This is a genomic window from Amycolatopsis sp. (assembly GCF_035276945.1).
Lineage (GTDB): Bacteria > Actinomycetota > Actinomycetes > Mycobacteriales > Pseudonocardiaceae > Amycolatopsis_E.
Map to the genome: position 1 here is coordinate 1 of NZ_DATELF010000157.1, position 25,861 is coordinate 25,861.

General features: G+C 67.1%; 24 protein-coding genes and 1 pseudogene. 10 read left to right on the plus strand and 15 right to left on the minus strand.

Annotated features, from left to right (window positions below):
• Nucleotides 1-228 precede the first annotated feature (228 nt).
• Complete coding sequence (locus VJT49_RS28225) at nt 229-1,110, plus strand: hypothetical protein (protein ID WP_324167979.1); 882 nt, start codon at nt 229-231, stop codon at nt 1,108-1,110.
• Nucleotides 1,111-1,225: 115 nt separating this feature from the next.
• Here VJT49_RS28225 and VJT49_RS28230 read toward each other — a convergent pair whose 3' ends face one another.
• The 8 genes from VJT49_RS28230 to VJT49_RS28265 form a co-directional block, all read right to left on the minus strand.
• On the minus strand, nt 1,226-2,584 hold the full coding sequence (locus VJT49_RS28230; RefSeq protein ID WP_324167980.1) for a S1C family serine protease: 1,359 nt from the start codon (nt 2,582-2,584) through the stop codon (nt 1,226-1,228).
• A gap of 76 nt (nt 2,585-2,660) precedes the next feature.
• Complete coding sequence (galT, locus tag VJT49_RS28235) at nt 2,661-3,746, minus strand: galactose-1-phosphate uridylyltransferase (RefSeq protein WP_324167981.1); 1,086 nt, start codon at nt 3,744-3,746, stop codon at nt 2,661-2,663.
• 43 nt (nt 3,747-3,789) lie between these two features.
• A complete protein-coding gene (locus VJT49_RS28240) occupies nt 3,790-4,596 on the minus strand; it encodes a DeoR/GlpR family DNA-binding transcription regulator (protein WP_324168020.1) in 807 nt (268 codons plus the stop codon).
• A gap of 74 nt (nt 4,597-4,670) precedes the next feature.
• Complete coding sequence (locus VJT49_RS28245) at nt 4,671-6,065, minus strand: HAMP domain-containing sensor histidine kinase (protein ID WP_324168021.1); 1,395 nt, start codon at nt 6,063-6,065, stop codon at nt 4,671-4,673.
• 29 nt (nt 6,066-6,094) lie between these two features.
• A complete protein-coding gene (locus VJT49_RS28250) occupies nt 6,095-6,787 on the minus strand; it encodes a response regulator transcription factor (RefSeq protein WP_324167982.1) in 693 nt (230 codons plus the stop codon).
• A 44-nt stretch (nt 6,788-6,831) separates the two neighbouring features.
• Entirely contained in the window at nt 6,832-7,488 is a 657-nt protein-coding gene (locus tag VJT49_RS28255) for a response regulator transcription factor (protein ID WP_324167983.1), read from the minus strand.
• 347 nt (nt 7,489-7,835) lie between these two features.
• Nucleotides 7,836-8,477 (minus strand): GTP cyclohydrolase II, encoded by a 642-nt coding sequence (locus VJT49_RS28260; protein ID WP_324167984.1) that lies wholly within the window; start codon nt 8,475-8,477, stop codon nt 7,836-7,838.
• Nucleotides 8,478-8,777: 300 nt separating this feature from the next.
• Entirely contained in the window at nt 8,778-8,951 is a 174-nt protein-coding gene (locus VJT49_RS28265; RefSeq protein ID WP_324168027.1) for a hypothetical protein, read from the minus strand.
• Nucleotides 8,952-9,414: 463 nt separating this feature from the next.
• Here VJT49_RS28265 and VJT49_RS28270 point away from each other — a divergent pair, with 463 nt between their 5' ends.
• Complete coding sequence (locus VJT49_RS28270) at nt 9,415-10,242, plus strand: hypothetical protein (protein ID WP_324168028.1); 828 nt, start codon at nt 9,415-9,417, stop codon at nt 10,240-10,242.
• Between the two features lie 8 nt (nt 10,243-10,250).
• On the opposite strand, the gene VJT49_RS28275 is transcribed toward VJT49_RS28270, so the two are convergent.
• Nucleotides 10,251-11,276, minus strand: coding sequence for a hypothetical protein (locus tag VJT49_RS28275; protein ID WP_324167985.1), 1,026 nt, complete (start codon nt 11,274-11,276; stop codon nt 10,251-10,253).
• Nucleotides 11,277-11,497: 221 nt separating this feature from the next.
• Between VJT49_RS28275 and VJT49_RS28280 the strand changes: the two genes are divergently transcribed.
• The gene (locus tag VJT49_RS28280; protein ID WP_324167986.1) at nt 11,498-11,716 is read left to right on the plus strand and encodes a hypothetical protein; all 219 of its coding nucleotides are present in this window, start codon (nt 11,498-11,500) and stop codon (nt 11,714-11,716) included.
• A gap of 164 nt (nt 11,717-11,880) precedes the next feature.
• Here VJT49_RS28280 and VJT49_RS28285 read toward each other — a convergent pair.
• Nucleotides 11,881-12,230, minus strand: a pseudogene (locus VJT49_RS28285) (transposase); the annotation flags it as partial.
• A 146-nt stretch (nt 12,231-12,376) separates the two neighbouring features.
• On the opposite strand from VJT49_RS28285, the gene VJT49_RS28290 reads away from it, so the two are divergent.
• From VJT49_RS28290 to VJT49_RS28305, 4 genes are all read left to right on the plus strand, one after another.
• Entirely contained in the window at nt 12,377-12,547 is a 171-nt protein-coding gene (locus VJT49_RS28290) for a hypothetical protein (RefSeq protein WP_324167987.1), read from the plus strand.
• A 500-nt stretch (nt 12,548-13,047) separates the two neighbouring features.
• Nucleotides 13,048-13,596: a hypothetical protein gene (locus VJT49_RS28295; protein ID WP_324167988.1), complete on the plus strand. Its 549-nt coding sequence runs from the start codon at nt 13,048-13,050 to the stop codon at nt 13,594-13,596.
• Nucleotides 13,597-13,857: 261 nt separating this feature from the next.
• A complete protein-coding gene (locus tag VJT49_RS28300) occupies nt 13,858-14,274 on the plus strand; it encodes a hypothetical protein (protein WP_324167989.1) in 417 nt (138 codons plus the stop codon).
• Between the two features lie 529 nt (nt 14,275-14,803).
• Nucleotides 14,804-15,193 (plus strand): cupin domain-containing protein, encoded by a 390-nt coding sequence (locus VJT49_RS28305; protein WP_324167990.1) that lies wholly within the window; start codon nt 14,804-14,806, stop codon nt 15,191-15,193.
• A gap of 311 nt (nt 15,194-15,504) precedes the next feature.
• Here the strand turns inward: VJT49_RS28305 and VJT49_RS28310 are convergent, their stop codons facing one another.
• Nucleotides 15,505-16,221, minus strand: coding sequence for a cutinase family protein (locus VJT49_RS28310; protein ID WP_414636108.1), 717 nt, complete (start codon nt 16,219-16,221; stop codon nt 15,505-15,507).
• Between the two features lie 551 nt (nt 16,222-16,772).
• Between VJT49_RS28310 and VJT49_RS28315 the strand changes: the two genes are divergently transcribed.
• Nucleotides 16,773-18,299 carry a sensor histidine kinase gene (locus VJT49_RS28315; RefSeq protein ID WP_324167992.1) on the plus strand — a complete coding sequence of 509 codons (1,527 nt, stop codon included), beginning with the start codon at nt 16,773-16,775 and terminating at the stop codon, nt 18,297-18,299.
• Here VJT49_RS28315 and VJT49_RS28320 read toward each other — a convergent pair.
• Entirely contained in the window at nt 18,275-18,934 is a 660-nt protein-coding gene (locus VJT49_RS28320) for a response regulator transcription factor (protein WP_414636106.1), read from the minus strand. The genes VJT49_RS28315 and VJT49_RS28320 overlap by 25 nt on opposite strands.
• Nucleotides 18,935-19,293: 359 nt before the next feature.
• On the opposite strand from VJT49_RS28320, the gene VJT49_RS28325 reads away from it, so the two are divergent.
• Nucleotides 19,294-19,548: a hypothetical protein gene (locus tag VJT49_RS28325; RefSeq protein ID WP_324167993.1), complete on the plus strand. Its 255-nt coding sequence runs from the start codon at nt 19,294-19,296 to the stop codon at nt 19,546-19,548.
• Nucleotides 19,549-19,998: 450 nt separating this feature from the next.
• Here VJT49_RS28325 and VJT49_RS28330 read toward each other — a convergent pair whose 3' ends face one another.
• On the minus strand, nt 19,999-20,382 hold the full coding sequence (locus VJT49_RS28330; RefSeq protein WP_324167994.1) for a hypothetical protein: 384 nt from the start codon (nt 20,380-20,382) through the stop codon (nt 19,999-20,001).
• A 325-nt stretch (nt 20,383-20,707) separates the two neighbouring features.
• On the opposite strand from VJT49_RS28330, the gene VJT49_RS28335 reads away from it, so the two are divergent.
• Complete coding sequence (locus VJT49_RS28335; protein ID WP_324167995.1) at nt 20,708-22,978, plus strand: ATP-binding protein; 2,271 nt, start codon at nt 20,708-20,710, stop codon at nt 22,976-22,978.
• A gap of 83 nt (nt 22,979-23,061) precedes the next feature.
• Here VJT49_RS28335 and VJT49_RS28340 read toward each other — a convergent pair whose 3' ends face one another.
• Nucleotides 23,062-23,685, minus strand: coding sequence for an HNH endonuclease (locus VJT49_RS28340; protein WP_324167996.1), 624 nt, complete (start codon nt 23,683-23,685; stop codon nt 23,062-23,064).
• 86 nt (nt 23,686-23,771) lie between these two features.
• Nucleotides 23,772-24,956, minus strand: coding sequence for a transcription termination factor Rho, short form (locus VJT49_RS28345; RefSeq protein ID WP_324167997.1), 1,185 nt, complete (start codon nt 24,954-24,956; stop codon nt 23,772-23,774).
• Nucleotides 24,957-25,861: the final 905 nt, after the last annotated feature.

Genomic DNA, 25,861 nt, shown 5'->3' on the forward strand with positions numbered 1-25,861 from the left:
GCGTCCCGCCTTGAACGAGCCAGACTACTCAAAACCCAAGATAACGACAGCGGCCGCTACACCAGCTGGCGAATAGACGAAGTCGCCCTCACCACCGCCGCGGCAGCCGCCGAAACACCACCCAACAGGTGAATGTTTACGTGTGGACAACCTCAACCCTGTGCACAACTCGGCCTTTTTGATCTTGAGTTCGAGCGGAATGTCGTGGTTTGCCCCATCGTGGAGTCCATGACCCGACAAGCCATTTCCGACCCGCCCTGGATGACCCAGCCTTTTCTGGGCAGCGATGTGACCGGCACTGGACTGCTGAGCGCGGCCAAGCTGCGTTCGCAACTGTTCACTCGCCTTTTCCACAACGTCTACGTGCCCGCGCACCTGCCACTGACCCATGAGCTGCGCTGCCAGGCGGCGGCGCTGATCGCGCCCGCCACCGCGACCATCACCGGCGCGTCCGCCGCCGCCGTCCACGGCCACGACCTGGCCGCCCCGTTCGATCCCGTCGAGCTCGTCGTGCCCGAACGTGACCGGTTCACCGTGCGACGGGGAATGCACATCCGCCGATCCACCCTGGGTTCGGTCACGAGCGCGTCCTGGCGGGGGATCCGGCTCGCGACACCCCTGCGCGCCACGCTGGACATCTTGCGCGACAACCAACTCCGAAGGTCGCTGCCGCACACGGTTGGCTGGCTCGACGTGCTTCTCCGCGGCGGCTTCATCGACGTCACGACCTTTTCGATGTTCCTCCAGGGCCGTCGCGACCACGGCGTCGTCCGCGCCAGGAAGGCGCTGGCCCTGGCCGATCCACGGTCGGATTCGGTGCCCGAATCCGAAATCCGGGTCTGGCTTCGGCTCGGCGGGCTCGTCCCGGAGATTCGAGCCGAGGTGCTCGGCTTCCGCCTCGGTCTCTGCTTTCCCGCCGACAAGCTGGCCGTCGAGTACGGCGATGATTCCGCGCCGGCACATCACCAACGGTGGCGGCATCAGCGCCTGCGGGCCGAAGGCTGGCAGTTCGTCGTAGTGACACCAGAACAGCTACTAACCGATCCGAAAGGCATGGTGGAGAGAGTCCGTGAAGCGCTACGACACCGCCCCGAACTGCTCAGCGCCTGACCAGGGTGACGACAAGCCGGTTCACGGGCGACCAAAAGCGGCTCCGGGCAACCTGTGGACAGGTTGCCCGGAGCCGGGGTTGGTCTCGGCCGGGCCTCCGGCCGAGCGCTGGAAGTCAGTTGACCTGAACGGGCTGGCCGCCCAGGGTGATCTGGATCGTCCGGTTGTCGCTCAGCGTCAGCGTCACCTTCTCGCCCGGCGCCCTGGTCCGGACCGCGGCGACCAGGCCGTCGGCGTCGTCGATGATCAGGTTGTCGACCTTGGTGACCACGTCACCGGCCTTGAGTCCGGCCTGGTCCGCCGGACTGCCGGCTTCGACCCGCTGGATCAGCGCGCCGCCCGGCTGGGCTTCGGCAACGCCGGCGCCGATGTAGGTCTGGGTGGCCTTACCGGTCCTGATGATCTCCTGCGCGGTCCGCTGAGCCTGGTTGATCGGGATCGCGAAGCCGATACCAGCGTTGGTGGCCTCGCTCTGGCCGAGGCCGCCGGAGGACTGCGGGCTGTAGATCGCCGAGTTGATCCCGATGACCTGACCGGTGAGGTTGGTCAGCGGCCCGCCGGAATTCCCCGGGTTGATCGCGGCGTCGGTCTGGACCGCGCTCATCACGGTCGTCTGGTCGCCCGAGCTGCCCCCGGCGCGCACCGGGCGGTGCAGCGCGCTGACGATGCCGGAGGTAACGGTGCCGGTGAGCTCGAAGGGCGAACCGAACGCCACCACCGACTGGCCGACCTTGAGGTTGTCGGAGTTCCCCAGTTCGACCGGCGTGAGATTCTTGGCCCCGGTCGCCTTGACCACCGCGATGTCGGTCGTCGGGTCACGACCGACGATGGAGGCGGGCACCTTCGTCCCGTCCTGGAACACCGCCTGGATCGTGCCGCCGTTGGCGGCCACTTCGACCACGTGGTTGTTGGTGACGATGTAACCGTCGGTGGAGACCACGAACCCGGAGCCCTCGCCCTGCGCCTGGCTACCGGCCACGACGAGTTCCACCACGCTCGGCGACACCTTCTGCGCCACGGCTTCGACACTGCCCGCGGGAGCTGTGTTGCTCGTCTGGCTCGGCAAGGGCTGGTTGAGCGCGTTGTAGGCGCTGCTGCTGCTCGAATTCTGGGTGGCGATGTAGCTCGCGCCCCACCCGGCTCCTCCGCCGACCACCAAGGCGAGGACCGCCACCCCCGCGACCAGCTTTCCGGAACCGCGCCGGCGCTGGTGCGGGATGCCCGGTGCCGGGTAGGTGGTCGCTGCGCCGTACGGCGAGGGCTGCGGACCGGTGGCGGGGTGCGCCCACTGGTAACCGGAAGTCTGCTGCTGTGCTTGCGCCGACCACGGGTTCGGCTGCTGCTGGCCACCGAGTGGCGTACCCCGCGGGGGCGTCTTTTCGTCCTCCTGCGCCGGCGCGGGCGCCGGCTGCCGCTGAGCGGCATCCTGGGGGGCATCGCCGCCTTGGGATGCGCTGGGGTCGTTCTCGGTCATATCCACACCTTGCGTGTCGGTCCTGAGAGCCGGCTGAGGCCAGGCTGAGGTTCCAACATGAAGTATGCCGAGGTTCTCAGCCCGCCGCGCGGAGACGGTCGGCGATCTGCTCGGGGGTCGCGTCGTTGATCCACACGGCCATACCCGACTCCGAGCCCGCCAGGTACTTGAGTTTGTCCTTCGACCGCAGAACGGAGAACAATTCCAGATGCAGCCAGCCCAGATCCCGGCCGGTCCGCACCGGTGCCTGGTTCCAGGACGCGATGTAGGGCAGCGGTCGGTCGTAGAGCCGGTCACAGCTGTGCAGAACCCGAAGGTAGACCTCCGCGAAGTCGTCCCGTTCGTCCGCGCTCAGCGCCGGGATGTCCGGCACCTGGCGGTGCGGCACCAGCAGCACGTGCACGGGCCACCGGGCGGCCGGGGGCACGAAGGCGGTCCAGTGCTCGCCCTCGGCGACCACCCGGGTGCCCACCTTCCGCTCGGCAGCGAGCACGTCGCCCAGTACCGGGCGGCCGTGCAGCTCCTGGTACGAGCGGGCCACCTCCAACGCTCGCTGGGTCTTGGGTGTGACGAACGGGTAGCCGTAGATCTGTCCGTGCGGGTGATGCAGGGTCACCCCGATCTCCTCGCCCCGGTTCTCGAACGGGAAGACCTGCTCGATTCCATCCATGGCGGACAGTTCCGCGGTCCGGTCCGCCCACGCGTCCATCACCGTGCGCACCCGGCTCGGTGGCAGGCCGGCGAACGAGCCGTTGTGGTCGCTGGTGAAGCACACGACCTCGCACCGCCCGCGGCCCGGTGCGGTCGGCACAAGGCCGAGATCATCCACTGTGGACGGACTTTCGGAAACGCCCTGAGAGAAGGAGGGAAAGCGGTTCTCGAACACGACCACGTCGTAGTCGGATTCCGGAATTTCGCTGGGCTTGCCCGGCTTGCTCGGGCAAAGGGGACACAGGTCGGCGGGCGGTTTGTAGGTGCGGGTCTGCCGGTGTGCGGCCATCGCGACCCACTCGCCGCTCAACGGATCCAAGCGGATCTCCGAGGTCGCCGCCACCGGGGGCAGATCACGGGTGTCCTCGGCGGTGCCCGCGGGCGCGTCCGGGCGCTCGTCGAAATAGATGATTTCCCTGCCGTCGGCGAGATGCCGAACCGTGCGCTTCACCTTTCCTCCGTTTTCCGCGGGGATCGCGGGTCCGCTCGTGATGTCAGCCCGCACCGTCGCCCTCCGGGTCCGCGTCCTCCACCTGGGCGATGAGCAGTTCGCCCACGTGCTCGGCCAGAGTTTGCCGAGCGGGCTCCGCCAAGCCGTCGTCGGTGACCACGACGTTGGCTTCGTCAAGGCTGGCGATGGTCGAGATGCCGACGATCCCCCATTTGGTGTGATCGGCGAGCACCACGAACCGGCGTCCTGCCTCGACGAGCGCGCGGTCGGTCTCGCTCTCGGTCAGGTTCGGCGTGGTGAAACCCGGCCCCTCGGCCATCCCGTGCACGCCGAGGAAGACCAGGTCGAGGTGCAGTCGGCGCAGGCTGTGCACCGCGACCGGCCCGACCAGCGCGTCCGACGGCGTGCGGACCCCGCCGGTGAGCACAACCGAGCGGTCCGGTTGTGGGGAGTCCCGGAGCACGTCGGCCACGCGGATGGAGTTGGTCACCACGGTCAGGCCCGGTACCGAGCCGAGCGCGCGAGCCAGCGTCCAGGTGGTGGTGCCCGCGGAGATCCCGATCGCCGTGCCCGGCCGGACCAGCTTGGCGGCCAGTTCGGCGATGGCCTCCTTCTGCGTACGTTGCTGAACGGACTTCGCCTCGAAGCCCGGTTCGTCCGTGCTCTTGCCGAGGATCGCCGTGGCGCCCCCGTAGACCTTCTCGACCAGGCCACGGCCGGCGAGCACGTCCAGATCACGGCGAATCGTCATGTCGGACACGCCGAGTTTGGCCACCAGGTCACTGACCAGGACGGCGCCGGTTCTGCGCGCCTCTTCGAGAATGACCGCCTGCCGTTGACGCGCCAGCACCACCACTCCCGTCGCCACCACCAATTACACAAAACCCTACACGATCAAACAACGCGCCGGTCAGGGTGACGAACTCAGCCGGGAGAGCCAGGGAGGCGAATGGTCATCAACGCACCGCCCTCGGGCGCGCGGCCAGCGTAAACGGTACCGCCGTTTCGTTCCACCGCCTGCTTGACGATCGACAGACCGAGCCCGGAGCCAGGCAGCGTACGCGCCTCGGAGGAGCGGTAGAACCGGTCGAACACCTTCGGCAGGTCGGCGTCGGCGATCCCGGGGCCGGCGTCGGCCACCTCGATCACGGCCGAGCCGTCGCCGAGCGGGTACATCGACACCCGCACGGCCGAACCCGGCGGCGAGAACTTCACCGCGTTGTCCAGGAGGTTGAGCACGGCACGTTCGAGGCCACCGGAGTCGCCGACGAGCACCCACGGCTGGAGCGACACGGCGAACTCGATCTCCCCGGCCCGTCGGCGGGCCCGGTCGAGGGCACGCTCGACGACATCCACCAGCTCGACCCGCTCGAACGCCTCGGCCTGCGCATCCTGCCTGGCCAGCTCCACCAGGTCGCCGATGAGCTGGGTCAACTCGTCCAGCTGCCCCTTGATGTCGGCCTCGATCTCCATCTGGTCCTTTTCGGACAGGTTGCGCGAGTCCGATCGGCTTGCCGACAGGAGCAGTTCGAGGTTGGTGCGCAGCGAGGTCAGCGGGGTTCTCAGCTCGTGACCGGCGTCGGCGACCAGTTGCCGCTGCCGCTCCTGCGACTCGGCGACCGCCCCGAGCATCGCGTTGAAGCTGTGGGTCAACCGGGCCAGCTCGTCGTCGCCGCTGATCGGGATCGGCCGCAGGTCGCCGGTGCGGGTGACGTGCTCGGTCGCCGAGGTCAGCCGCTCGACCGGCCGCAGGCCGGTTCTGGTCACCGCCGTGCCCGCGACCGCGGCGATCAGGATCCCCCCGCCGCCGATCAGCGCGAGCACCACCGCGAGCTGCTGCAACGCCTGCTTGGTCGCGTTCAGCGGCTGGGCGAGTACCAGCGCGAGTCCGGGCTGGTACTGGTACGGGACCGCGAGCACCCGGTAGCCCGCCTCGGTGCGCAGCGACGAGGAACGGGTGCCGGCGGCCACCGCCCGCTCCTCCGGTCCGATCGGCGGGCGTTCGGTGACCCGCCCGACCCGGTCCCGTCCCATGGCATCGACCAGATCGAACCGCACATCGACCAGCTGTGTGACATAGCCGAGGTACTGTCCGGCACTGTTGGTCACCGTCGGGTCGTTGAGCACGGCGCTGGCCCGCTGGGTCAGGTTGTCGTCAATCTGCCGGTACAGGTTGTTGTACACGGTGATGTACACGCCGATCGAGACGAGCGCCATCACGACCGCGACGCACGCCGCGGAAAGCAGCGACACCCTCGTGCGGAGGGAAATCCGCCGCTTCGTCCCGCGCTGGGCGTAGTTCTGGTCGCCCACGTGCATCACGGTGGTCGGTCGGCTCAGAATCTGGCTCACGGCGGTGTTTCCCGCAGGACGTAGCCGACCCCGCGCACGGTGTGGATCAACCGGGGCTCACCGTCTGCCTCGGTTTTGCGCCGCAGGTAGCCGACGTAGACCTCCAGCGCGTTCCCCGACGTCGGGAAGTCGTAGCCCCAGACCTCCTCGAGGATCCGCCCCCGTGTCAGCACGTGCTTGGGGTAGGACAGGAACAGTTCGAGCAGCGCGAATTCGGTGCGGGTGAGGCTGATTTCCCGGCCGCCCCGGCGAACCTCGCGAGTGCCGGGGTCGAGTGTCAGGTCGGCGAAGGAAAGCTCTTCGGCGTCGGGCCCCGCCTGTGCGTCGGGCGCGGCCCGGCGCAACAGCGCGCGCAGTCTGGCGAGCAGTTCCTCTAGCGCGAACGGCTTGGGCAGGTAGTCGTCGGCGCCCGCGTCCAGGCCCGAGACCCGGTCGGACACGGTGTCCCGCGCGGTCAGCACCAGGATGGGCAGGTCGTCACCAGTACTGCGCAACCGCCGGGCGACCTCCAGGCCGTCCAGTCTCGGCATCATCACGTCGAGGATCATCGCGTCCGGCCGGTCGGCCACCACCATCTCCAGCGCGCGCGCGCCGTCGCCGGCCAGCTCGACCTGGTAACCGTTGAACTCCAGCGACCGCCGGAGCGACTCCCGGACCGCCCGGTCGTCATCGACAACGAGAATGCGCATGTAGACAGTGTCGCCGACAGTGCTGAGACCCGCCTAAGAACCGGCTACAGCGGATCCAACAGGCCGCCGCGATAGGCAAGCAACGCGGCCTGCACCCGGTTGGCGGCGCCGATCTTGGACAGCACCGCCGAGACATACCCCTTGACGGTCGCCTCGGACAGGTGAAGCTTCGCGCCGATTTCGGCGTTGGACAGGCCCTGCCCGATCAGACCGACGACCTCCCGCTCCCGCTCGGACAGCGACGCCAGCAGCTTGCGCGCGGGTTGGGCGGCGCGCTGGCCCTCACGATGCGCGCGCACCATGCGCACGGCGACGCCGGGATCGAGCACCGCGCCGCCGCGGGCGAGGTCACGAACCGCCCTCAGCAGGGCGGCGGGCTCGATGTCCTTCAGCAGGAACCCGTTGGCACCGAGCCGCAACGCGAGGCTCACGTACTCATCCATGTCGAAAGTGGTGAGCATGGCGACGGTCGGCGGGGAGGGCAGCGCGAGGATCGCCCGCAATGCCCGGATCCCGTCATCGGGCGCCCGCATCTTGATGTCGAGCAACACGACGTCCGGCGCCAGCCGACGGGCGGCTTCGACTGCCGACCTGCCGTCGTTGGCTTCCCCGACCACCTCGATATCCGGCGCTCCCGACATCATCGCGCGCAGGCTCGCCCGAACCAGTTCCTCGTCGTCCGCGAACATGAGCTTGATCACTGAGCCCTCCCGGCGCTCGGAAAGTGGGTCTTCCACATCCCGGCGTCACGGCAGGCTACCGACAAGTAGCCGATGAGTCGATATTTTCGCCGCGCCCGTCGTCACCATTTCACAAGGTAGCCAGATCGTTCCCGCCGTCGAAACGTATGGACGCACGCGTGCTCAGCCGAGCCGGATGGAGCGCTTGCCCATACCGGCCCAATAGCCATCAATGACCGTGCGCTGACCGGCCAGTTCGTCCTCGCGAGCACCCAGGGTGTTGACAGCGGCGTGAAATGCCCGACGTCGACGTCACCCCTCCCGACCCCACTGGTCGAACTCGGCGTGGTCGTCCACCCACATGGCCATCAACTCGCCGACGGGAGATCGATCGTGTGGGCGGTCTGGACGACCTTGGCGGCCAGGTAACGCAGGTTGTGCGGCGAGGCGTGCACCGCGGTCGGGCTGACCGCGCGCACATCGACACCCAGCGCACGCAACTGTGCGGGCTTGTCGGGATTGTTGGTCAACAGATCCACGTGCTCGACGCCGAGCGCGGCCAGCATCTGCGCGGCGGGTGTGTAGTCCCGCTCGTCGTCGGCGTGCCCCAGCGCCCGGTTCGCAGCGTAGGTGTCCAGCCCCACGTCCTGTAGCGCATACGCGTCGAGCTTGGCGTACAGGCCGATGCCCCGACCCTCCTGACGCAGGTAAAGCAGGTAGCCACCGGTACTGGAGATCCGCTCCACCGCTTCCCGCAACTGCGGGCCGCAATCGCACCGCTCGGAGCCGAACACGTCGCCGGTCATGCACTCCGAATGCGCCCGCACCAACGGCACCGCCGCGCTCCGGTAGTCGCCCAGTGCCAGCGCGAGGTGCTCCTTACCATCCACCAGACCCTTGAACGTGTACACGTCGGCGGCGGTCCGGTAGCCGTCGCCGAAGCTCAATGGCACCCGCACACTGGTCCTGATGTTCGCGGGCGGTGCCCCCAGCGCGGTTGCGTCCGTCACGGCAGCCTCCATGGCTCTCGACATTTACTTGACAATTCAAGTAAGCAATCAGGACGCTACCTCTATTCGATTGAACGCTCAACTGTGGTGACGGCCACGCTGAGCGCAGCCGTCATCAAGCCGGAAAGGACCTGCTCGCCGATCTCGCGCAGCTTGGGAAACATCCGATCTCTCTTCCTGAACTTCTCCTCCGATAGTTATTGGGCGCTGTCGACCGGATTAGACATCCGATCTATCTGGCGCCGCCCACTGTTGTCGCCGTTGTCATCGACTCCGGGAGCGACCTTGCACGAGGGATTTTCACGTCGTGGCCTGCTCGGTGGCACGCTGGCGGGAGCCATGCTGGCCGCGCTCCCCGGAGTCGCCGGAGCCGACGACACCACCGCGGAAGCCGGGCTGGGCCTTCGCGACCGGATGGCCGGCGACCAGGACTGGGCCCGATTCCTCGCCGGCCAGGACCTGGTCCCGCGCCACCGAGGGCGGCGAGCAGGAAGTCGCCGCCGACCTCCCAGACGGTCACCGTTCCGGCGATGGCCGCGATCGCGGTACGCAACGCGACCAGCGCGGTCGCGTCGTTGAGTGGCAGCGCGTGCCGCGGACCTGGTACGAGGGGCCGTTCCTGGGCAACGGTTCCTCGCCACCGGGCTATACCAGGAGCCGGGCGCCAACGCCGTCCGGTTCACCGTCGACCACAGCCAGGTGTCTTTGCCGCCCCAGTCCGGCCCCACTTGTCCGGCCGGTCTCAGCTCCACCTGTGGTCACTTCCAAAGCAGCAAGGACGGGCGGGGAGTCCTGCTCAGAGCCGGTTTGCCGGCCCGACTTCCAGTTGAGCCGGTGGGGCCAAATCTCCCCGGATTCGTCGGACAAGTGGAGCCAAGACTGCCCGGCAGAAGCAGCCAGGTGCAGGATCACCGGCCGGAGTTCGGCAACGAGTGGGGTGTCGCGCGGTTGCACCGAGTTCGTCCGCGTCCACGGTCCTGCCGGCGAACCCCTGCGCCTCCGAACGGGAATCCCGGGACCGCTGACGGTTCGGGCTTCGTGGGGACGGCCGCACTGGCACGAGCTGCCGGACGGCGCGCTCGAGATCGAGGTGCCGCGTGGCGGTGAAGTCCTCGTGCATGCCGCGGGAGCGAGGCCGGACCTCACGATCGCACCGGTGTCGATCAGCGACCCCGCGAAACCCCGGGGCCTGCCGCCGCTCCCGCCCGCCGGACAGGCCGTGACCGTCGATCTGTCCTCGGTGCTCGACAACGACGACGCGATCACCAGCGAGTTCTATTTCGGCGACGGTGGTTTCGACGGCACCGGCAACACCTACCCCGCCGCCCAACTGCCCCAGACCGGGCAGCTGACCGCCGACGGGGTGCCGTTCCTGTTCACCAATGGCAGCGAGGGAAGCCAAAACAATGTTGTCGCGACCGGACAGACCATCAACGTGCCCGCGGACCGCTACGAACGGCTGCATCTGCTCGGGCCCAGCGACAACGGCAACGTCAGTTCGACCCTGATCGTCGCCTACACCGACGGCTCGACGGCCCAGGTCCCGCTCCGACTCACCGGGTGGCGGTCCGGAGCCGCCTTCGGCGAGACCGAGGCCATCCGGACCGGCCAGATGCACTCGCGCACCGATCCGGTGAACGTCCAACTCGCGATCTTCCACCAACTGGTGCCGCTCGACCCGGCGCGCGAGCTGGCGTCGATCACCTTGCCGAACCTGATCAAACCCCGCCCGCACCTGTTCACCGCGACCCCGGAAAAGCCGTAGCGGGGCCTTCAGATCGCGTATTTCCAGGCGCTCAACGAGTAGGCACTGAACCACAGACCGGCCAACGCGATGAGACAGGTGGTCACCACCGCGACCCGGGTGGAGCAGCGAGCCAGCCGCACAGCCGCGAGCACAAGCAACGGGAAAGCGCTCAACAGCAGTCGGGTCCGGTCCTGCACCAGGCCGCTGTGCACCACGATCAGCGCGACCGTGCCCGCGGTGTAAAGCCACACCTGCCACGGCATCCGCCGCCGCACCATTACAACCGCCACCACCGAGGCGATGATCGCCGCCGCGGTCACCACCAAGTAGGCGTGCGTGCCCATGGTCAACTCTTGGAAGACCCATTCCGTGGTGGTGACGCCGAAATCGACGTTGTTTCCCCACCCCTTCTCCGTGATCGTGAAGTAGGAGTGAGGTGCGGTGGCGGAGACCCACAGCAGATAGCCCACCATCCCAGCCGCCGCGTACAACGGCGAGAGGGCGGCCCACCAGCGAGTCTCGCCGCGCTCCCGGAACACGGCCAGACAGGCCGCGACAACGACCACCACAAGCAGCGGGCCGGCCATCGGATTGGCGAGGCCCGCCGCGGCGACCAGCCACGGCACCAGCCACCATCGGCCCTCCAACAGGCTGACCAGCGTCCACACGACGAGCGCGATCAGCAGTGCCTCGGGGTACGGGAGCGTGTACACCACCGACATCGGCGCGGCCGCGACCAGGACGACGGCGATCAACTCGGCCCGGTGATCCCCCCGCATCGCCCGAGCCAGCCGCGCCACCCCGTAGGCGCCGGCGATACCGGCAATCGTCGACACCGCGATGCCCGCGACGACGTAGTTGCCCAGCACAACCGCGAACGCTCGCGTGACCAGCGGATATAGCGGGAAGAAGGCGTATGTGCCGTCAGGAGCCGGGCTACCGTGCGCGTCGACCATGCCGGCACCCGCTGTGGCATAACCATGCTCGGCGATGGCGAGATACCAGTCGGCATCCCACGGTCGCCAGTTCACGCGGTCGCTGGCGGCCGTCATGCCCCACCAGATCAAGGTGCCGATTGCACGAACGGCCAGGTAAAGCAGCGCTGGCGCCAACGCCCGACGGGCGGGCACCTCGACAGCGCCTGGCGCGGTTGCCTGGACTACAACGCCCATCACGGCCCCCATTGTCCGCTGTTCAGGTAAATTTCTTGTGATATCGCCCAAATCGGGTGAACCGTTACGCGGCCAAATGGCCGCATCTTACGGAGGCGGCGATGGACGAAGTGTTCAGAACCCTGCGGTCAAGGGTGTTTTTCGACATCGAGCCGTTAACGGCATCGCAGGGCCGGCCGCGCAAGCCGGACTCGACCAGGTCCGGAGAACCGGAAGCGAATATCGCAATGGACACGCCGCCGATCGCGCCGGCACAGGAATGGGAGGCCGCGCGCCGGCAACTGATTCAACGCCGGTATTGCGAGGCACTCAGCGAGTAGACCCAAACCGCCAGGCCGAACCAGGGCGACGAGAGTTCGAGCTGACCGCTCGAGACGGCGGACAGGATGGATATCGTGATGACCCGGTCAGCCGTCAGCGTCCTCGGACCCCACCTCTGATCGTCCACGCGCGCAGAGTCGGAATCCGTCTGAGCCCGGCCTGTTTCGCACCAGGCGCGCGGGCCAGGGTTGTCGCCGTAGGGTCCGTCGGCGGTGAACCATTCGACGCCGGCATCCAGCAGCCGTTGAAGCATCCGCTGTGCCAGTTCGGGCTTGGTCGCGAACTGGCACATCGTCATCGATTCCGGTCTCGGCGCACCGCTGGCGATCCTCTGCCCAGGATGTGGGGAGGTGGAGTTCCCGGTCGATCAATGCCCGGCCCCTGGCCCGACACGTAGGTCAAGAACACGCCCAGCTGACAGTTCTCGATCCGCCCGGCCGTGCCGGAACACTGCCGATGGACCCCGGCGGATGCGGTGCCCTTTTTCAGAAAACCCGTCTCATCGGCCACCAGGCGATCATCAACTACAGTCCCTACGCGGCCACCGAGCCCTCTTCAAGTCCCAACACACCTAGAAGTTGATCACGCGGTGACCGTCTCGATGATCACGACACACCGAAGGATCACACCCCGCGGCAGCAGTACTAACGCTTCACAACTTGAACGCCCCAACGGCGGAAGACCCGGGGGTCCGGACCAAGCCGGTGGACACCCGCCGTGTGGTGTCGGGCGGTGGTATGCACGATCATCCCGGCTTGGCTCCTGTTCAGGCCGATGGGCCGGCCTGCGTCTGCTACGGACTGGACTACCTGCGCACGGCTGGCTCGTGACCGCTCGCAGGTGTTCGCCAAGGTCGACCGCTGCACTGAAACCGCCGGCGCCGTTCTGGACGTGTCAAGAGCGATGTCGAGACGAAGGTGGTGGCGCTCCCGCCCAATGGGACTGGTCACTGGCGCTCGGCCGCAACTCGTTGTTATCCAGGACACGACAGCCACAAGCGCAGCCTCGGTGCCGGCCATCAACACACCCACCGCGACCCGCCGTTGACTCTGCTGGAGGTTTTCCGCTCATGCGCACCGTCACTACCGACGTTCTTGTGGTGGGTGCGGGGCCCGCCGGGCTGACGGCGTCCGCGTTCACCGCGCGGTCCAAATGTTTCGGCGATCACCCTGTCCCGTCGTCCTGGCTCCGCGCCTGAGCCGCGGGCCACGATGACGAACCAGCGCACGGTCGAGGTCTTCCGCTCGGATGCCCGGCGGACCGGCAGCAGTCGAAAGCGACGCGCATCGGTGCGCGAACGTGTCAGTGCAGACCGGCAGAAGGGCGGATCATGGGTCCGGAGCGTATTCACATTCCCGCCCACGTGTCCTTGGACGACGTGGGTCTCGGTGCCCCGTACATCCTCGGGCCCGGAGAGGGCGAACAGAACCTGGCCAACAACACCTTGCGCACGATGCTCACACGCGCGGCGGACACCGACGGGGACCTGGCGGCGATGGTGTGCTCCGGTGACGTGGCCGTGCCGACCGTTGCGCACGTCCACCGGGAGACCACGGAGGCGGTCTTCGTGCTCGACGGTCTCGTGCGCGTGCTCCTGGACGACCAGAAGGGGACGAAGATCGTCAAGGACCTCAAGGAGGGTGAGTTCGGCCTTCTGCCGCGCAACTGGATCCACTCGTGGGCGTTCGCGGCGCCCAGGAGCCGTTTCATGGGAATGGTCGCTCCGGACGGTTTCGAGAACGTGGTGCACTTCCTGGAACCCGACAAGCCGCCCACGGCGGAACGACTGCGCGAGAGCGAGAAGCACGTTGACGTGCTGTGGTTCCCCGACTACCCACTTTTCGGCGATTTCGGGGATCTGCCTGCCCCTGGTTTGTGAGCGAGCGTAGTTGAGCGCAGGCCTCGCCTGCGAGAGAGGGATGGTCCCGGAGGCTGGTCAGTTCCCGTTGCCGCAACGAAAAGCGGGCAATTTTCCTCCTGCGCAGACGCGACGTGCGACACCGGCGAGGCGGCTTCCGCCGCACGTTCGAAACAGAAGCGCGACGGCTGATGACGCCGATACAGGCTCGCGATCATCCCGGTGGGCCGAAAGCGGCCGCGACCGGAGGATTTCTACCCGATCTGCTCCATCGGCGGCTGCGTGCTCGACGACGGCGAATCGCCCGACAGCAAAAAGGCACAGGCCGGGCCATTCGCCTCGGTCATGTTTCACGCCGCCGTCGAGGCCGCGGAGTTCGGCTCGCTTCTTCCCGGCGACTTCCCGTTCCCCGGGCAGCTCGAACAATATCGCAAGGTGTACGAGCGGTATGAGCCGGCGGACGCTCGATATCTCGCCAACCATCGCGGCCACACGATGTACCTGCGACCGGAAGGAACGCACCTGACCGGAGACGTCATCAAGGCACTCAGCATGACAGGTACCAAGAAGGAGCTGGCCGAGCAGATCAAGGAGATGAAGGCCCTGGGCGTCAAGGAGGCCAAGTTCCACACGGCGGCCGGCCACGAGCACGAGATGATTGAACGGTGGGCCGATGTCATGGCCGAGGTGAACGCCTGACGCCTGTTGGGGAGGACTTCCGGCCACTTCGGGCGCAAGCCGGGTCCGGACTCGCGATCGGTCTTCTACGGGTCCCGCCGGGCCTCGTCGGGGGACCGGATCGGACCGGCGACCCTGTTCCGCGTCGGGTTCGCCGGCTCGACAGTCCTGGTTTTCCCCGTCTACTTTCTGATGTGGGTGCCGCCTCCTCGACCGCGGTGGCCCTCGGCGCGGGCACGGTGATCTCCTCCGCCGCATGTACGGCGCGATGCGGCAGACCGCGTCGGCGAGCCTGTCTCCGCCGCATCTGCGAGAAGGGGGCGCCGGGTTCCCTTCGAGTGCCACCTTGCTGTGAGATGGGCGGCGAGCGTTATGAAACGTCCATGATGGATGAGGAGTGAGTGGTATGACGATCAGGCGGTTGGTGACGGGCCAGCGTTCGGGGAAGGCGGTGGTGCTCAGTGATGGACCGGTACCGACGGAACACCATTTCGCGGCGTTGCCGGGGTTGATGTCGGCGGTCGTGTGGTCGACGGGGTCCCCGCCGGAGGTGGATGTGGAGGAAGGGGCGCCGGTGGGAGGGCCGGACCATCCGGCGCCGGGTCACACGGTGTTTTCGATAGTGGATTTTCCGCCGGAGTCGGTGATGGCGCAGCCCGGTTTCGATCCTGCGGCTCTGGGTGCCGAGCAGATCCAGCAATCGCCCGAAATGACGAAACGCTTCGAAGTGGACAACCCCGGAATGCACACGACGGACACTGTGGACTACGCCATCGTCCTGCAGGGAAAGATCTGGCTCGACCTTGACGACGGCGAGCCGACGTTGCTGGAGGCGGGTGACATCGTGGTGCAGCAGCGGACGCGGCATGCATGGCGCAATTTTGGTTCGGAGATCGCTCGGATGGCGTTCGTGTTGCTCGGCACCGACCGGGTCCATTGAAGCCCGTGATCGTAGGCGGCGGTTTGTGAGGGGAAATCCGTTACCAGCAGCTTTTGGATCTCGCTCCGCGAACCCAGGTACGCAACGAGCGAGAGACGTTCCACCTGTTCGGCATCGGTGACGCGATCAGCACCCGCGGCGTCCACTCCGCGGTCCTCGACGCCTTCCGGCCCTGTTCCGCTCCATAGCCGCGCAACCTGCAACCCCCACGGACGCACACCAGGAGGCGATCAACCGCCTCCTGGTGTGCCGATCCCTCCGTTGGCCGCCCCTGACGTGACCTGCCGACGGCGGCGTTCACCGTCCGTACTTCAGGGCAGTCCCGGTATCTGCGCACACGCCGGCAACGGATGCGGCGTTATCCACGGCGAGGCATTGTGGACGACTGGTAAGGCCAGCGTGTCCGGCAACTCGAAGCGTGGATAGCAAGGGTGCTGGGCGATGTAGCCACCGGGTGCCTGAAGGCCCGAGGCTAAGTCACACACGCCGTCGGTGTTGATGCAGTACCGTTGGACCGGAATACCGGCGAAGTCCACCCGGCCAGGGCCTGGTGAGGTGAAGCCGAAGGCACTCAAGCCCCGCGGCACGATCGCACCGATACCCGTGCCTGGCTGCATCGGGTCCGCGTAGAGCTTTCCGTCCACCTGCGACCTGGGGATGTCGATCCGGCCATCGGCCACGTCGTTGAGCACGAGATTTGCGACGTGCGCGCCTTGCGAGTATCCGACGATGGTGAACCGCGCGCCAGGGTCGTTGTTGTAGGTGCCCTGCAGCGCGCGGCTGGCGTTGAGCCAGCCCTGGTGCACACTCTCGTCGTAACTGGTTTGGACGAACGGGATACCGGGGCCGGGCGAGGCAGGATAGTCGACTTTGACGGCGATGCCGCCGTCGAGGCGGGTGTTGGCCAGGTTGTAGGTGTTGTCGGCGGTGGGATCCCAGGTTCCACCAATCTCGATGTAGTAGTGCGCCTGCCGGGTCTGTGGCTCCGCCTGCGCGATGGCCGGCACGCCGAGCGTCACGGCAAGCATGGCTCCGGCCGTCACGGCGAACCTTGCCGTCCTCACGTCCATTTGGTCCTTTCGGTGAAATTTTGTCGTGGTCGTCGTAAAACGTAGGGTGAGACGTCCCCGGTCGGACCCGTGCGAACACGCAAAACGGCATCCGTGCCAGCACGGTTCTGCGCGGGAGAGGTGGCGTGGTTTGCTGTGCGCACGCGGGCGGCGTGTGCGACGTGGAATGCGGGAGGACTGTGGGTCGCAACATGGCGGCGTTCGTCGCGACGACCACGGCCTTGCTGGTGGCCGCTGTGATCTCGGCGACCGACTGGTCGGAGGCGGGCAGGCAGGATCCGGCGCGCGCCCTCACGCTGGGGCCGCTCATGGCCTTCGTAGCCGACCGCGGTGGCTTCCTGCCGGCCTTCGGCGCCACGGAGCTGATCATGTTTCTGGTCGTCGGGGTGACGGCCGTCGTGTCCGGCGCCGTGGTCATGCGGTTTCGACCGCAGGCCCGCACAGGGCGACTGGTCCTGCTCGCCGGGCTGCTCTGGCTCGCGTCAGGGCTTCGACGCTCGGCTGATCCGATGTTGTTCACCGTGGGCGTGGTTCTGACCTATACGCCGATACCGCTGTTGATACAGATCGGTCTCGGCTATCCGACGGGTCAGCTTCGCAGGCGGTGGGAACGCTGGTATGTGGGCGGGTGCTGGTTTCTGGCGACCGCTGGGGTCGCCGGCGAGTGGCTGTTCTTCGACCCTCGATCGGCTCGTGCCGTCCATGCCTCGCCCTCGCACAACCTGTTGCTGGTCCGGGACGCTCCGACGATCGCTGTCACTGTGCAGTTCGCGGTCGGGGTGGCGGCCTTCGCCTTGGCCGTGGTGTTGGTCGGGGCCCTGGTGTCTCGTTGGCGCTCGGGCACGCGGGCCTACAGCGCGGAGTTCACTCCGGTCGCCGTCGGCGGCCTGATCGGGTTCGCGGTTTTCACCGCAGGCCTTCTCATCGCCGCGAACACCCCCCTCACCGGGCCGTGGATTGGTTGGCTGTTGAATTTGCGCAGTCCAACAATGGCTCTGCTCCCGCTTGTCGTTGCCTTCGCCGTGAGCCGCAATCATTTCACGCGCGCGGCGATCAGCTCCACAGTGATCGAGATCGGCGCAGCGCCGATCTCCGAAGGTTTTGGCAACGCGCTTCGCCGTGCTTTGCGTGACCCCAGCCTGGTACTCTGGACGTATTCGAACAAAGACGGATGCTATTTCGACGAGGACGGCCGCCGACGATGCCTTTCGCAGGTGCCGGCTTCGCGGGGGGTGACCACCTTGGGGCGCAACGGCGTTCCTTTCGGCGCGGTCATCTACGACGAGTCGCTGTCCGCCCATCCCGAGTTGCTCGCCGCGGTGCGCAGCGCGACCACACTCGCACTGGAACATGAGCGGCTGCGTTCTGAACTCCGGGCGCGGTTGAGCGAAGCGCAGCGTTCGAGGAAACGGATTGTTGTCGCGGGCGACGTCCAACGACGACGAATCGTGCGCGACCTGCACGACGGAGCACAGCAGCACCTCGTCGCTTCAGCGATTCACCTGCGTCGCGCACGGCAGGCAACCGAGGACCCGCAGGTGCGTGACCTGATTGCGCGCGGCGCGGCCGAACTCAAGGCCGCGCTGACCGAGTTGCGCAACCTGGCCGCGGGCGTGTACCCGGCGGCCCTGGCGGATGGCGGTCTCGCCGGCGCGCTGACCTCGCTTGCCGAGCGAACCCCGCTGCCCGTCGAGATCATCGACACCACAACGACGAGACTCCCTACCCGCATAGAACTGGCCGCCTATTTCATCGCGGCCGAAGCGGTGACCAACGCCTGCAAGCACGCTCAGGCCAGCCACGTGCGAATCCGCTTGCGACTCGCCGATGCGACGCTTCGACTGGCTGTGCTAGACGACGGATGTGGTGGTGCGGCGTTCGTGCCCGGTGGTGGGTTGAGCGGGTTGTCCGATCGCGCGACCACGCTCGGCGGAACGTTCACCGTCGACAGCCCGCATGGCGGGGGTACCTCAATCGCGGCCACCCTGCCTTGCGCCGAGCCGGACACCCCTCAGGACCCGGTCGCCTTCAAATAGGTCAGTACCGCCAGAACACGACGATGATCATCCGGCTCAGGCCGCAGCTCAAGCTTGTCGAAGATCGCCGAGACGTGTGACTCCACGGTCCGTCGGCCGAGGAAAAGGGTGGCTCCGATCGCCTGGTTGGATTTGCCTTCGGCCATCAAGGACAACACCTCCCGCTCGCGATCGGTGAGGTAGTCCAGCAGTTGCCGCCCGCGGTGCGGCCTGTCCATCATGCGGGTAACCAGAATCGGGTCGATGGCGGTGCCACCGGTCGCCACACTGTTCACCGCCGAGATGAAGTCGACGTCGGAGACCCGGTCCTTGAGCAAATAACCTACGCCGTCCGCCCCACCCGCCAGCAGTTTCATCGCGGCGACGGTTTCCACGTACTGCGACAGCAGCAGCACCGCGGTGTGCGAATACTCCGCCCGGATCTTCATCGCCGCCTCGATCCCGTCAACCGTTTTCGACGGCGGCATCCGAATATCGACCACCGCGATGTCGGGCTGGTACTCGCCGACAGTCCGCAACAAAGCCGTCGCGTCGCCGACCTCACCAACGATCTGGACGCCCTCGTCCTGCAGTACGCGTGCGATTCCGCCACGGATCAGTACCGAGTCGTCGGCGAGCACAGCACGCAGCGTCATACCGCCTCCCCCTCGCGCCGGTTTCACGGCCCGTGTGCGCGGCCCCCGATGCATCGGTCACAGTCGAGCACACGACCGCACACTCTTTGTAGCAGAAGGCCCATCGGCCCGGTAGGCCGACCGACCATGTCGATCGGCGCGATGCGCCCGCCTCCTGCCGACGTGCTGACCGGCTCGCTGGTGGTACTTCCGGTGGTAGTCTCTGGTGGCGCCGACGTCGGGTTTCCTGACCCCGAGGGTCGATGGGACCGAGGTTCCGGTCACTCGCCCGATGCCGTGCCCGGGTTGACAACCTCCGCTTCGCGGCAGCGTTGGGTGATCTTCGACGAGGTCCGGGATATTTCGACGCGGACGGCGGCTTGCCCACCAATGTCGCACGCCTGGAACGGATCGGCGCCCACGCTCCGGAGTTGGTGCCGGAACTGGTCGTCGAGTACGCGCTGATTTGGGCGGCCGCCCACGACCGCCACCAGGTGCCCGAATTCCTGTTCACCAGGGGCCAGGATCTCCGGGTCACCGAGCCGTCTTTCCACGCCACTGCCCTTGGCGCCGCGCGCTATCACGGAAACGACGAGTCCGTCGCCCTGCTCGAGCCGCTCACACCACCCGCGTGACCCGCTGTTCCCGGCATCTGGCTCCAGTAAAGGTGTTGCAGCACCGGGCGCTTCGCGAGCGCGACGGCACTGGCGGATAGGGAGGAGTGAAGGTGGTCAGCCAGACAACGGCTCGGGTCAGGACCTGGCGCGGCTCTGGCCATTCATGGTGATCATGGCGGTGTCCAAGGTGCCGAGGACAGCCGACCGGTTGCCGGCTCCGCTCCATGGAAAGATTTCGCGGATACTGTGCGATGTGGGAATCCCCGCCAGTTGGGTTCAGCGAGGGGAACGACCCGACGAGCCTGCTCATGCCACAGACCGGAGGACTCGGAGATAACGAGGGTGTCGGGCACCCAAGGCACCGTCGGGTCGTTCTCACCTCTCGCCTGCCGGGCACCGCACCACTCAAGATCCGATCTTGCCTCCAGCTACGGTGGGCCGCACGGGCCAGGCGGCGGTCACCCGCTGTCAGCTACAGGTGCCGCGAGCGATAAAGGCCACGACATCATTGTGGGAAATGCGGTTGTCGGTACCGCCGCCATGAGCTGCCGTGTCGAGTTCGTCGAACAGGTGCTTGTTGTTCGCGAAAACCGCTGCGGCGGACCGGAGGTTTGCAGGGTAGTTCCCGCCCGCCACCGCCACCATGTCGTTGTGCGAGATCAGTCCATCGGCGGCGTTGTGGTGTGCGGCGACATCAAACACCCCGAAGTTGTCCCGAATTGTCGTCGCGGCGACAATGCAGCCCGGTGCGGCACTTGCCGGCTCGGCGGCTGTGACCACCATCGCACCGGTGAGGGCAGCCAGCGCAGCGGCGGAAAGCCCCGCCCGGACGACCAACGAGTTACGCATCATGAATCTCCTTTGGATAAGGCGAATTCGGTTTACCTGTTGCTCACACTGCCGCCCCGAGGACGCGGAAGGCGCGGAAACACCGCCGTTTGGTCGTCCTGGGCTCGACCGTCCGTGGACGGATGCGGCGTCCAGCCGGCGGTTACCCACTGGTTCCCCTTCGCGGCATCCTGTGCTTGCACGTCCACGATCACGCAGATCGGTCGCCGTGCCCAGGGCGTTGGCCGGTAACTGGCCGGGAAATGGCACACCCGGTCGGTAGCCCGCAGCGACGCTGGAGCCATCGAGGTGGAGCCGAACGAAGGTCTGAAGCGGGGGGCGCTTGTCATTGTTTGGGAAAAGTCTGCGCACGCATCGCCATCAGTCCGGGCTGTCTCAGGAGGACCTCGCCCGCCGCGCCAAACTCGACGTCAAGACAGTGCGTAACATCGAGCACGGCCATGCGGTGCCACGGCCTTCCACGGTGCGGCAGTTGGCCGACGCACTTGGCCTGACCGGAGCCAACCGGGAACGCTTCTGCGTCGCCGCGGCACCCGGCCACACGGACTCGCTACCTCACCCGGTGCCGAATGCGCCACGAACAGTGCCGGCGCAGCTACCCTTGGCGGTGCATGGGTTCGTCGGCAGGGAGGCGCACCTCGAAGCCCTGGACGCCAGCGCCGAACGCGCGCGGCAGCTCACCGAAATGGTGATCAGCATGATCCACGGCGCCGCCGGAGTCGGCAAGACCGCTCTGGCGGTGCACTGGGCCCAGCGGGTCGCCGACCAGTTCGACGACGGGCAGCTTTACGTCAACCTGCGCGGATTCGCCCCGACCGGCACGCCGATGCCCGCCACGGAAGCGATCCGAGCCTTCCTCGACGCCCTCGACGTCCCGCCCCAGCGGATCCCAACCGGTCTCGACGCGCAGGCGGCGCTGTACCGCAGCCTGCTGGTCAGCAAACGCATGCTGATCGTGCTGGACAATGCCCGCGACGTGGACCAGGTCCGCCCCCTGCTGCCCGGCGCCGCTGGCTGTCTGGTCCTGGTGACCAGCCGCACCCAGCTCACCGGCCTCGTCGCAGCCGAAGGCGCCCGCCCGATCTCCCTCGACGCACTCGCCGCCGACGAGGCCGGTGACCTGCTCACCCGCCGCCTCGGCGCTGAGCGGGTCGCCGCCGAACCGGAACCGGCCCAGTCGATCACCACCGCGTGCGGCCGGCTTCCCTTGGCCTTGGTCATCGTCGCCGCCCGAGCCGCCACCCACCCACAACTGCCCCTGCGCACCCTGGCCGACGAACTCAGCGATACGGCCAGCCGCTTGGACTCCCTGTCGACCAGCGACCCCGTCACCGACATCCGCAGCGTGTTCTCCTGGTCCTACCACGCGCTGTCCGCCCAAGCGGCGCGGCTGTTTCGGCTGCTTGGCCTGCACCCTGGCCCCGACACCTCCGTTACGGCCGCGGCCAGCCTTGCCGCCCTGCCGGTAGCGCGGGTGAGTGCGCTGCTGACCGAACTCACCCAAGCCAACCTCATCGTCGAACACACCCCCGGCCGGTACGCCCTCCACGACCTGCTCCGCACCTACGCCACCGAGTTGGCCCATCACGTCGATCCCGACGAGCGGCGCCGTGCGGCCACCCACCGCCTGCTCGACCATTACCTGCACACGGCCCACACCGCCGACCTGCTGCTGAGCCGGGCCCGGGACCCGATCACCCTCGCTCTCCCCCAACCCGGCGTCACTGTCGACCACCCCGCCGACCAGCGACAAGCCCTGGCCTGGTTCACCACCGAACGCCGCGGGCTACTGGCCACCTTCGACCACGCCGCCGCCACCGGCTTCGACACCCACAACTGGCAACTGGCCTGGATCCTGTGGACTTTCCTCGAACGCCAGGGGCATTGGCACGACCTGGCGGCGGCGGGGAGCGCCGCGGTAACCGCCGCCCGGCAGCTGGCCGACCCGGCAGCACAGGCCCGCGCCCATCTGACTCTCGCCGGCGTCCACACCCGGTATCTGGACCGTATCGACGACGCGCACACCAACTTGCGGCACGCCCTCGACCTGAGCACAAAGGCCGGCGACCCGGCATTGGAGGCACACACCCACTTCAACCTCAGCCTGGTGCGCGAGCGGCAGGGCCGGCATACCGAGGCCCTGCACCATGCCCGACAGGCCTTGGGCCTGTTCCAAGCCGCCGGCCATCGGTGGGGTCACGCACGGGCCGTGAACAGGACCGGCTGGTGCCACGTCCTGCTTGGCGATCATCAGCAGGCTCTCACCGCCTGTCGGCAGTCCCTCACCCTGCACCAGGAACTCGACGACCGCATCGGGCAGGCCAAAGCCTGGGACAGCCTCGGCAGCGCCCATCACCACCTCGGCCACCACACCCGCGCCAGCACCTGCTACCAGCGCGCCCTCGCCCTTTTCCGGGTCCTCGGCGACCACTACCACGAAGCCGACGCCCTCACCCACCTCGGCGACACCCACCACGCCGCCGGCAACTTCACCACGGCCCGCGACTTCTGGCAACGGGCGTTGACCATCCTGACCGGCCTCAACCATCCTGACGCGAAAACTGTCCACGCCAAACTCGCCCTCGCACCAGAACCATGAAGCTGGAAACCGGGAACGGCCCACCGAAGCGGGTGAAGGCCCGCGCACGTTGACGCCGTAACCGCCGACGATCACGGTCACATTCAGGGGTGGTGCTCACGTTCGGATGTGGTGTTGTTTGTGCAGGTCGGGCTCGAGTTCTTGACCGCGTTCATCCAGGCGGAGTCGTCGGCGCTCAGCTTTGGTCGGCCGGATGCCTCCCAGAGCGGGCGGAACAGGTCGGTCAGGCCTTTCCAGTTCTTGCCGCGGGGTTCGACCAGGGGCCAGTTGAGCTCGGTGAGATCGAGGTCTCCTTTGCGCCGGTTGCAGTTCCAACACGCGGTGACGAGGTTGTCCAGTGCCGTGGGATCGCCTCCGCCTGCGATGGGGTGGACGTGATCGAGCGTCGCTGACCGGGAAACGAAGGCGGGGTGGGTTGAGTCCGCTTTCCAGTTCGGATGGTAGGGAAACTGTTCGGGATACAGTCTGGATACCAGGCGCATCACCGCGGTCAGGATGACCCGCTCACCGCAGTACCGGCACTGGTAGTGGTCGCGAGCGTAGACCCTCGCGATGACGGAGATCGCGGGCCATCGTTGCTTTTTCTTTTCCTGTGGAATGAAGCGGATCTGGGTCACGGAGGCAAGCGCTGTGGCTTCGTCGCCGCGGATGCGGGCCTGGATGATTCGGGCGAGTGCGTCGGGATAAGGATCGTCGGGCGGGTGCACAGTACGATGGTCGCACGGGCCGGTCGCTCCCTTTTACTGCCCGGCGAACACGCCCTCTTCTGTCGCGTAGCGGATGCTTGCCGGGATTACCGGCCAGCGGCGCCGGAATTGCCGCCGTCGCGTGACGTGGTGTTGATGATCTGGGTGAGGAACTCGACATTCGTCGGAGTGGTGCGCAGTCCGTCGAGGAGCATGTCGATGGCTTGGTGGGACTCGCGGCGGTGCAGGGCGCGGCGTAGCGCACGGGTGGCCGCCAGTTCCGCGGGTGAGCACAACAGCTCCTCCTTGCGGGTACTGGTTCTGCTCACGTCGACCGCGGGGTAGACACGTTTGGTCGCGATCGTGCGGTCCAGCGTGAGTTCGGCGTTGCTGGTTCCCTTGTATTCCTCGAAGATCAGTGTGTCACCGGCCGAACCAGTGTCCACCAGTGTGGTGGCGAAGATGGTCAGGGAGCCGCCGTTCTCGATCGCCCGGGCGGCGCCGAGGAAACGTTTGGGCGGTATGAGGGCGGTGGAATCGATACCGCCGGACAGGATGCGTCCGGAGGCGGGCGCGGCCAGGTTGTAGGCGCGACCCAGCCGCGTCAGCGAATCCAGCAGTACCACCACGTCGCGGCCCATCTCCACCAAGCGCTTGGCACGTTCGATGGCCAGTTCGGCCAGCGCGGTGTGCTCGCCGGGTGGATGGTCGAAGGTGGCGGCGATGACCTCGCCGGGCACGGCGCGGGCGAAGTCGGTGACCTCTTCCGGGCGCTCGCCGACGAGCACGAGCATGAGGTGGCATTCCGGGTGGTTCTTGCTGATCCCTTGCGCGACCGCGTGCAGCACCGAGGTCTTGCCGGCCTTCGGTGGCGCCACGATCAAGGCTCGCTGACCCTTGCCGACCGGCATGAGCAGATCGATCACGCGAGTAGTCAGGGCGTGCGGTTCGGTCTCCAGCCGCAGGCGCTCGCGCGGGTAGACGGGGACCAACTCGGAGAACGCCGGCCGGGCGGCCGCTCGTTGAGGGTGTTGCCCGTTGATCGTGTCGACCTGGGCCAGGGACGGGCGCTTGTGACCGTTGCCGGCCGGGTGCGCTCTACCAGTGATGGTGTCGCCGCGGCGCAGCCCGTGCGTGCGGACCAGCGCTGGCGGGACGTAGACATCGTGTGGCATAGCCAGGTAGCCGTTGACACGGACGAACGATCGGTTGTCCAGGGTGTCGAAGACCCCGGCGACAGGCAGCTGAGAATCGTTCTGGTGCGGTTCGTGCGGGGTATCGTTGCTGTACATAGTGGATTCTTCCTAGTCTGGTTGATCAGTGGGGATGCGGTAACCGGCCGGAACACTCCGGCACACACCGCCGAGAGAGGCCCCGTTCGCGCTGGAAAAGGCGTTCAGCGAAGCCACGTTCAGCTGAGCAGAACAGGGAACTCACGAATGCTTGTGGGGGACGATCGTCCTGAGCCCGCAAGCGGAAGACGCCCCAAGGCTACCGGCCGATGATCGGGCACGCAACCACGGTCACCCATCCGCACGTGCGGCGTGCTCGTGCGCGAGCGGGTCCTCGACCAGACCAATCCGCACCCCCGCGCGTGTTCCGGATCCCGGGAAGGCACGCCTCGCACCAAAGCGATCTGTTGGACCACGCGCTTCCGCATGGGCACCCGGAGATCGGAAAAACCACCGTGTTCGCCGTCCTCCGCGCAAGCCCGACACCAGTGGGGGTCACCGCTCCCGCATTCCCACACTCGCGCTGTTCTGGTGCCGTCTGCGCCGGTCTGGTCGTCGGCGGCACCGGCGTCCTTCAGGTAGACGTTGACTGGTGGTAGCGATCTGGCGTTGGTAACGGCGCCAAAGATCGCCGTCATGCCTCAGCACCGAGGGGACGACGCATAAGAGGGCCGGGCGACCATGGTCGAGTACGCTGCGGATCGAGTCAATTGGATTCCGTCGGCGGTAGGACTCCCGGCAACCTTCTGCGCTTACTCTGCCCAGTGCTCGCTGCTTGCCGACGCCTTGGTAGCCGAAACCGCGGCCGCACAGCAGGGTCCCGGCGGCGTCCAGAGGTCGGTGGTGAAACTTGACGAAATTATTCCCGAGGGCGCTACACCCGGAAATTCGACATTACGGTAAAGATTTTCGGGCATAATTGTGGCACGATGATACTTGGGCCGTACACGATCACGGGCCGGCCG

Bases quoted from the DNA above. Each gene is read 5' to 3' on its own strand.
- VJT49_RS28225 (WP_324167979.1), top strand. From the start codon at position 229: ATGACCCGACAAGCCATTTCCGACCCGCCCTGGATGACCCAGCCTTTT.
- VJT49_RS28230 (WP_324167980.1), bottom strand. From the start codon at position 2,584: ATGACCGAGAACGACCCCAGCGCATCCCAAGGCGGCGATGCCCCCCAG.
- VJT49_RS28245 (WP_324168021.1), bottom strand. From the start codon at position 6,065: ATGCACGTGGGCGACCAGAACTACGCCCAGCGCGGGACGAAGCGGCGG.
- VJT49_RS28250 (WP_324167982.1), bottom strand. From the start codon at position 6,787: ATGCGCATTCTCGTTGTCGATGACGACCGGGCGGTCCGGGAGTCGCTC.
- VJT49_RS28275 (WP_324167985.1), bottom strand. From the start codon at position 11,276: ATGACGGCCGCCAGCGACCGCGTGAACTGGCGACCGTGGGATGCCGAC.
- VJT49_RS28280 (WP_324167986.1), top strand. From the start codon at position 11,498: ATGGACGAAGTGTTCAGAACCCTGCGGTCAAGGGTGTTTTTCGACATC.
- VJT49_RS28295 (WP_324167988.1), top strand. From the start codon at position 13,048: ATGGGTCCGGAGCGTATTCACATTCCCGCCCACGTGTCCTTGGACGAC.
- VJT49_RS28310 (WP_414636108.1), bottom strand. From the start codon at position 16,221: ATGCTTGCCGTGACGCTCGGCGTGCCGGCCATCGCGCAGGCGGAGCCA.
- VJT49_RS28315 (WP_324167992.1), top strand. From the start codon at position 16,773: ATGTTGTTCACCGTGGGCGTGGTTCTGACCTATACGCCGATACCGCTG.
- VJT49_RS28320 (WP_414636106.1), bottom strand. From the start codon at position 18,934: ATGACGCTGCGTGCTGTGCTCGCCGACGACTCGGTACTGATCCGTGGC.
- VJT49_RS28330 (WP_324167994.1), bottom strand. From the start codon at position 20,382: ATGATGCGTAACTCGTTGGTCGTCCGGGCGGGGCTTTCCGCCGCTGCG.
- VJT49_RS28345 (WP_324167997.1), bottom strand. From the start codon at position 24,956: ATGTACAGCAACGATACCCCGCACGAACCGCACCAGAACGATTCTCAG.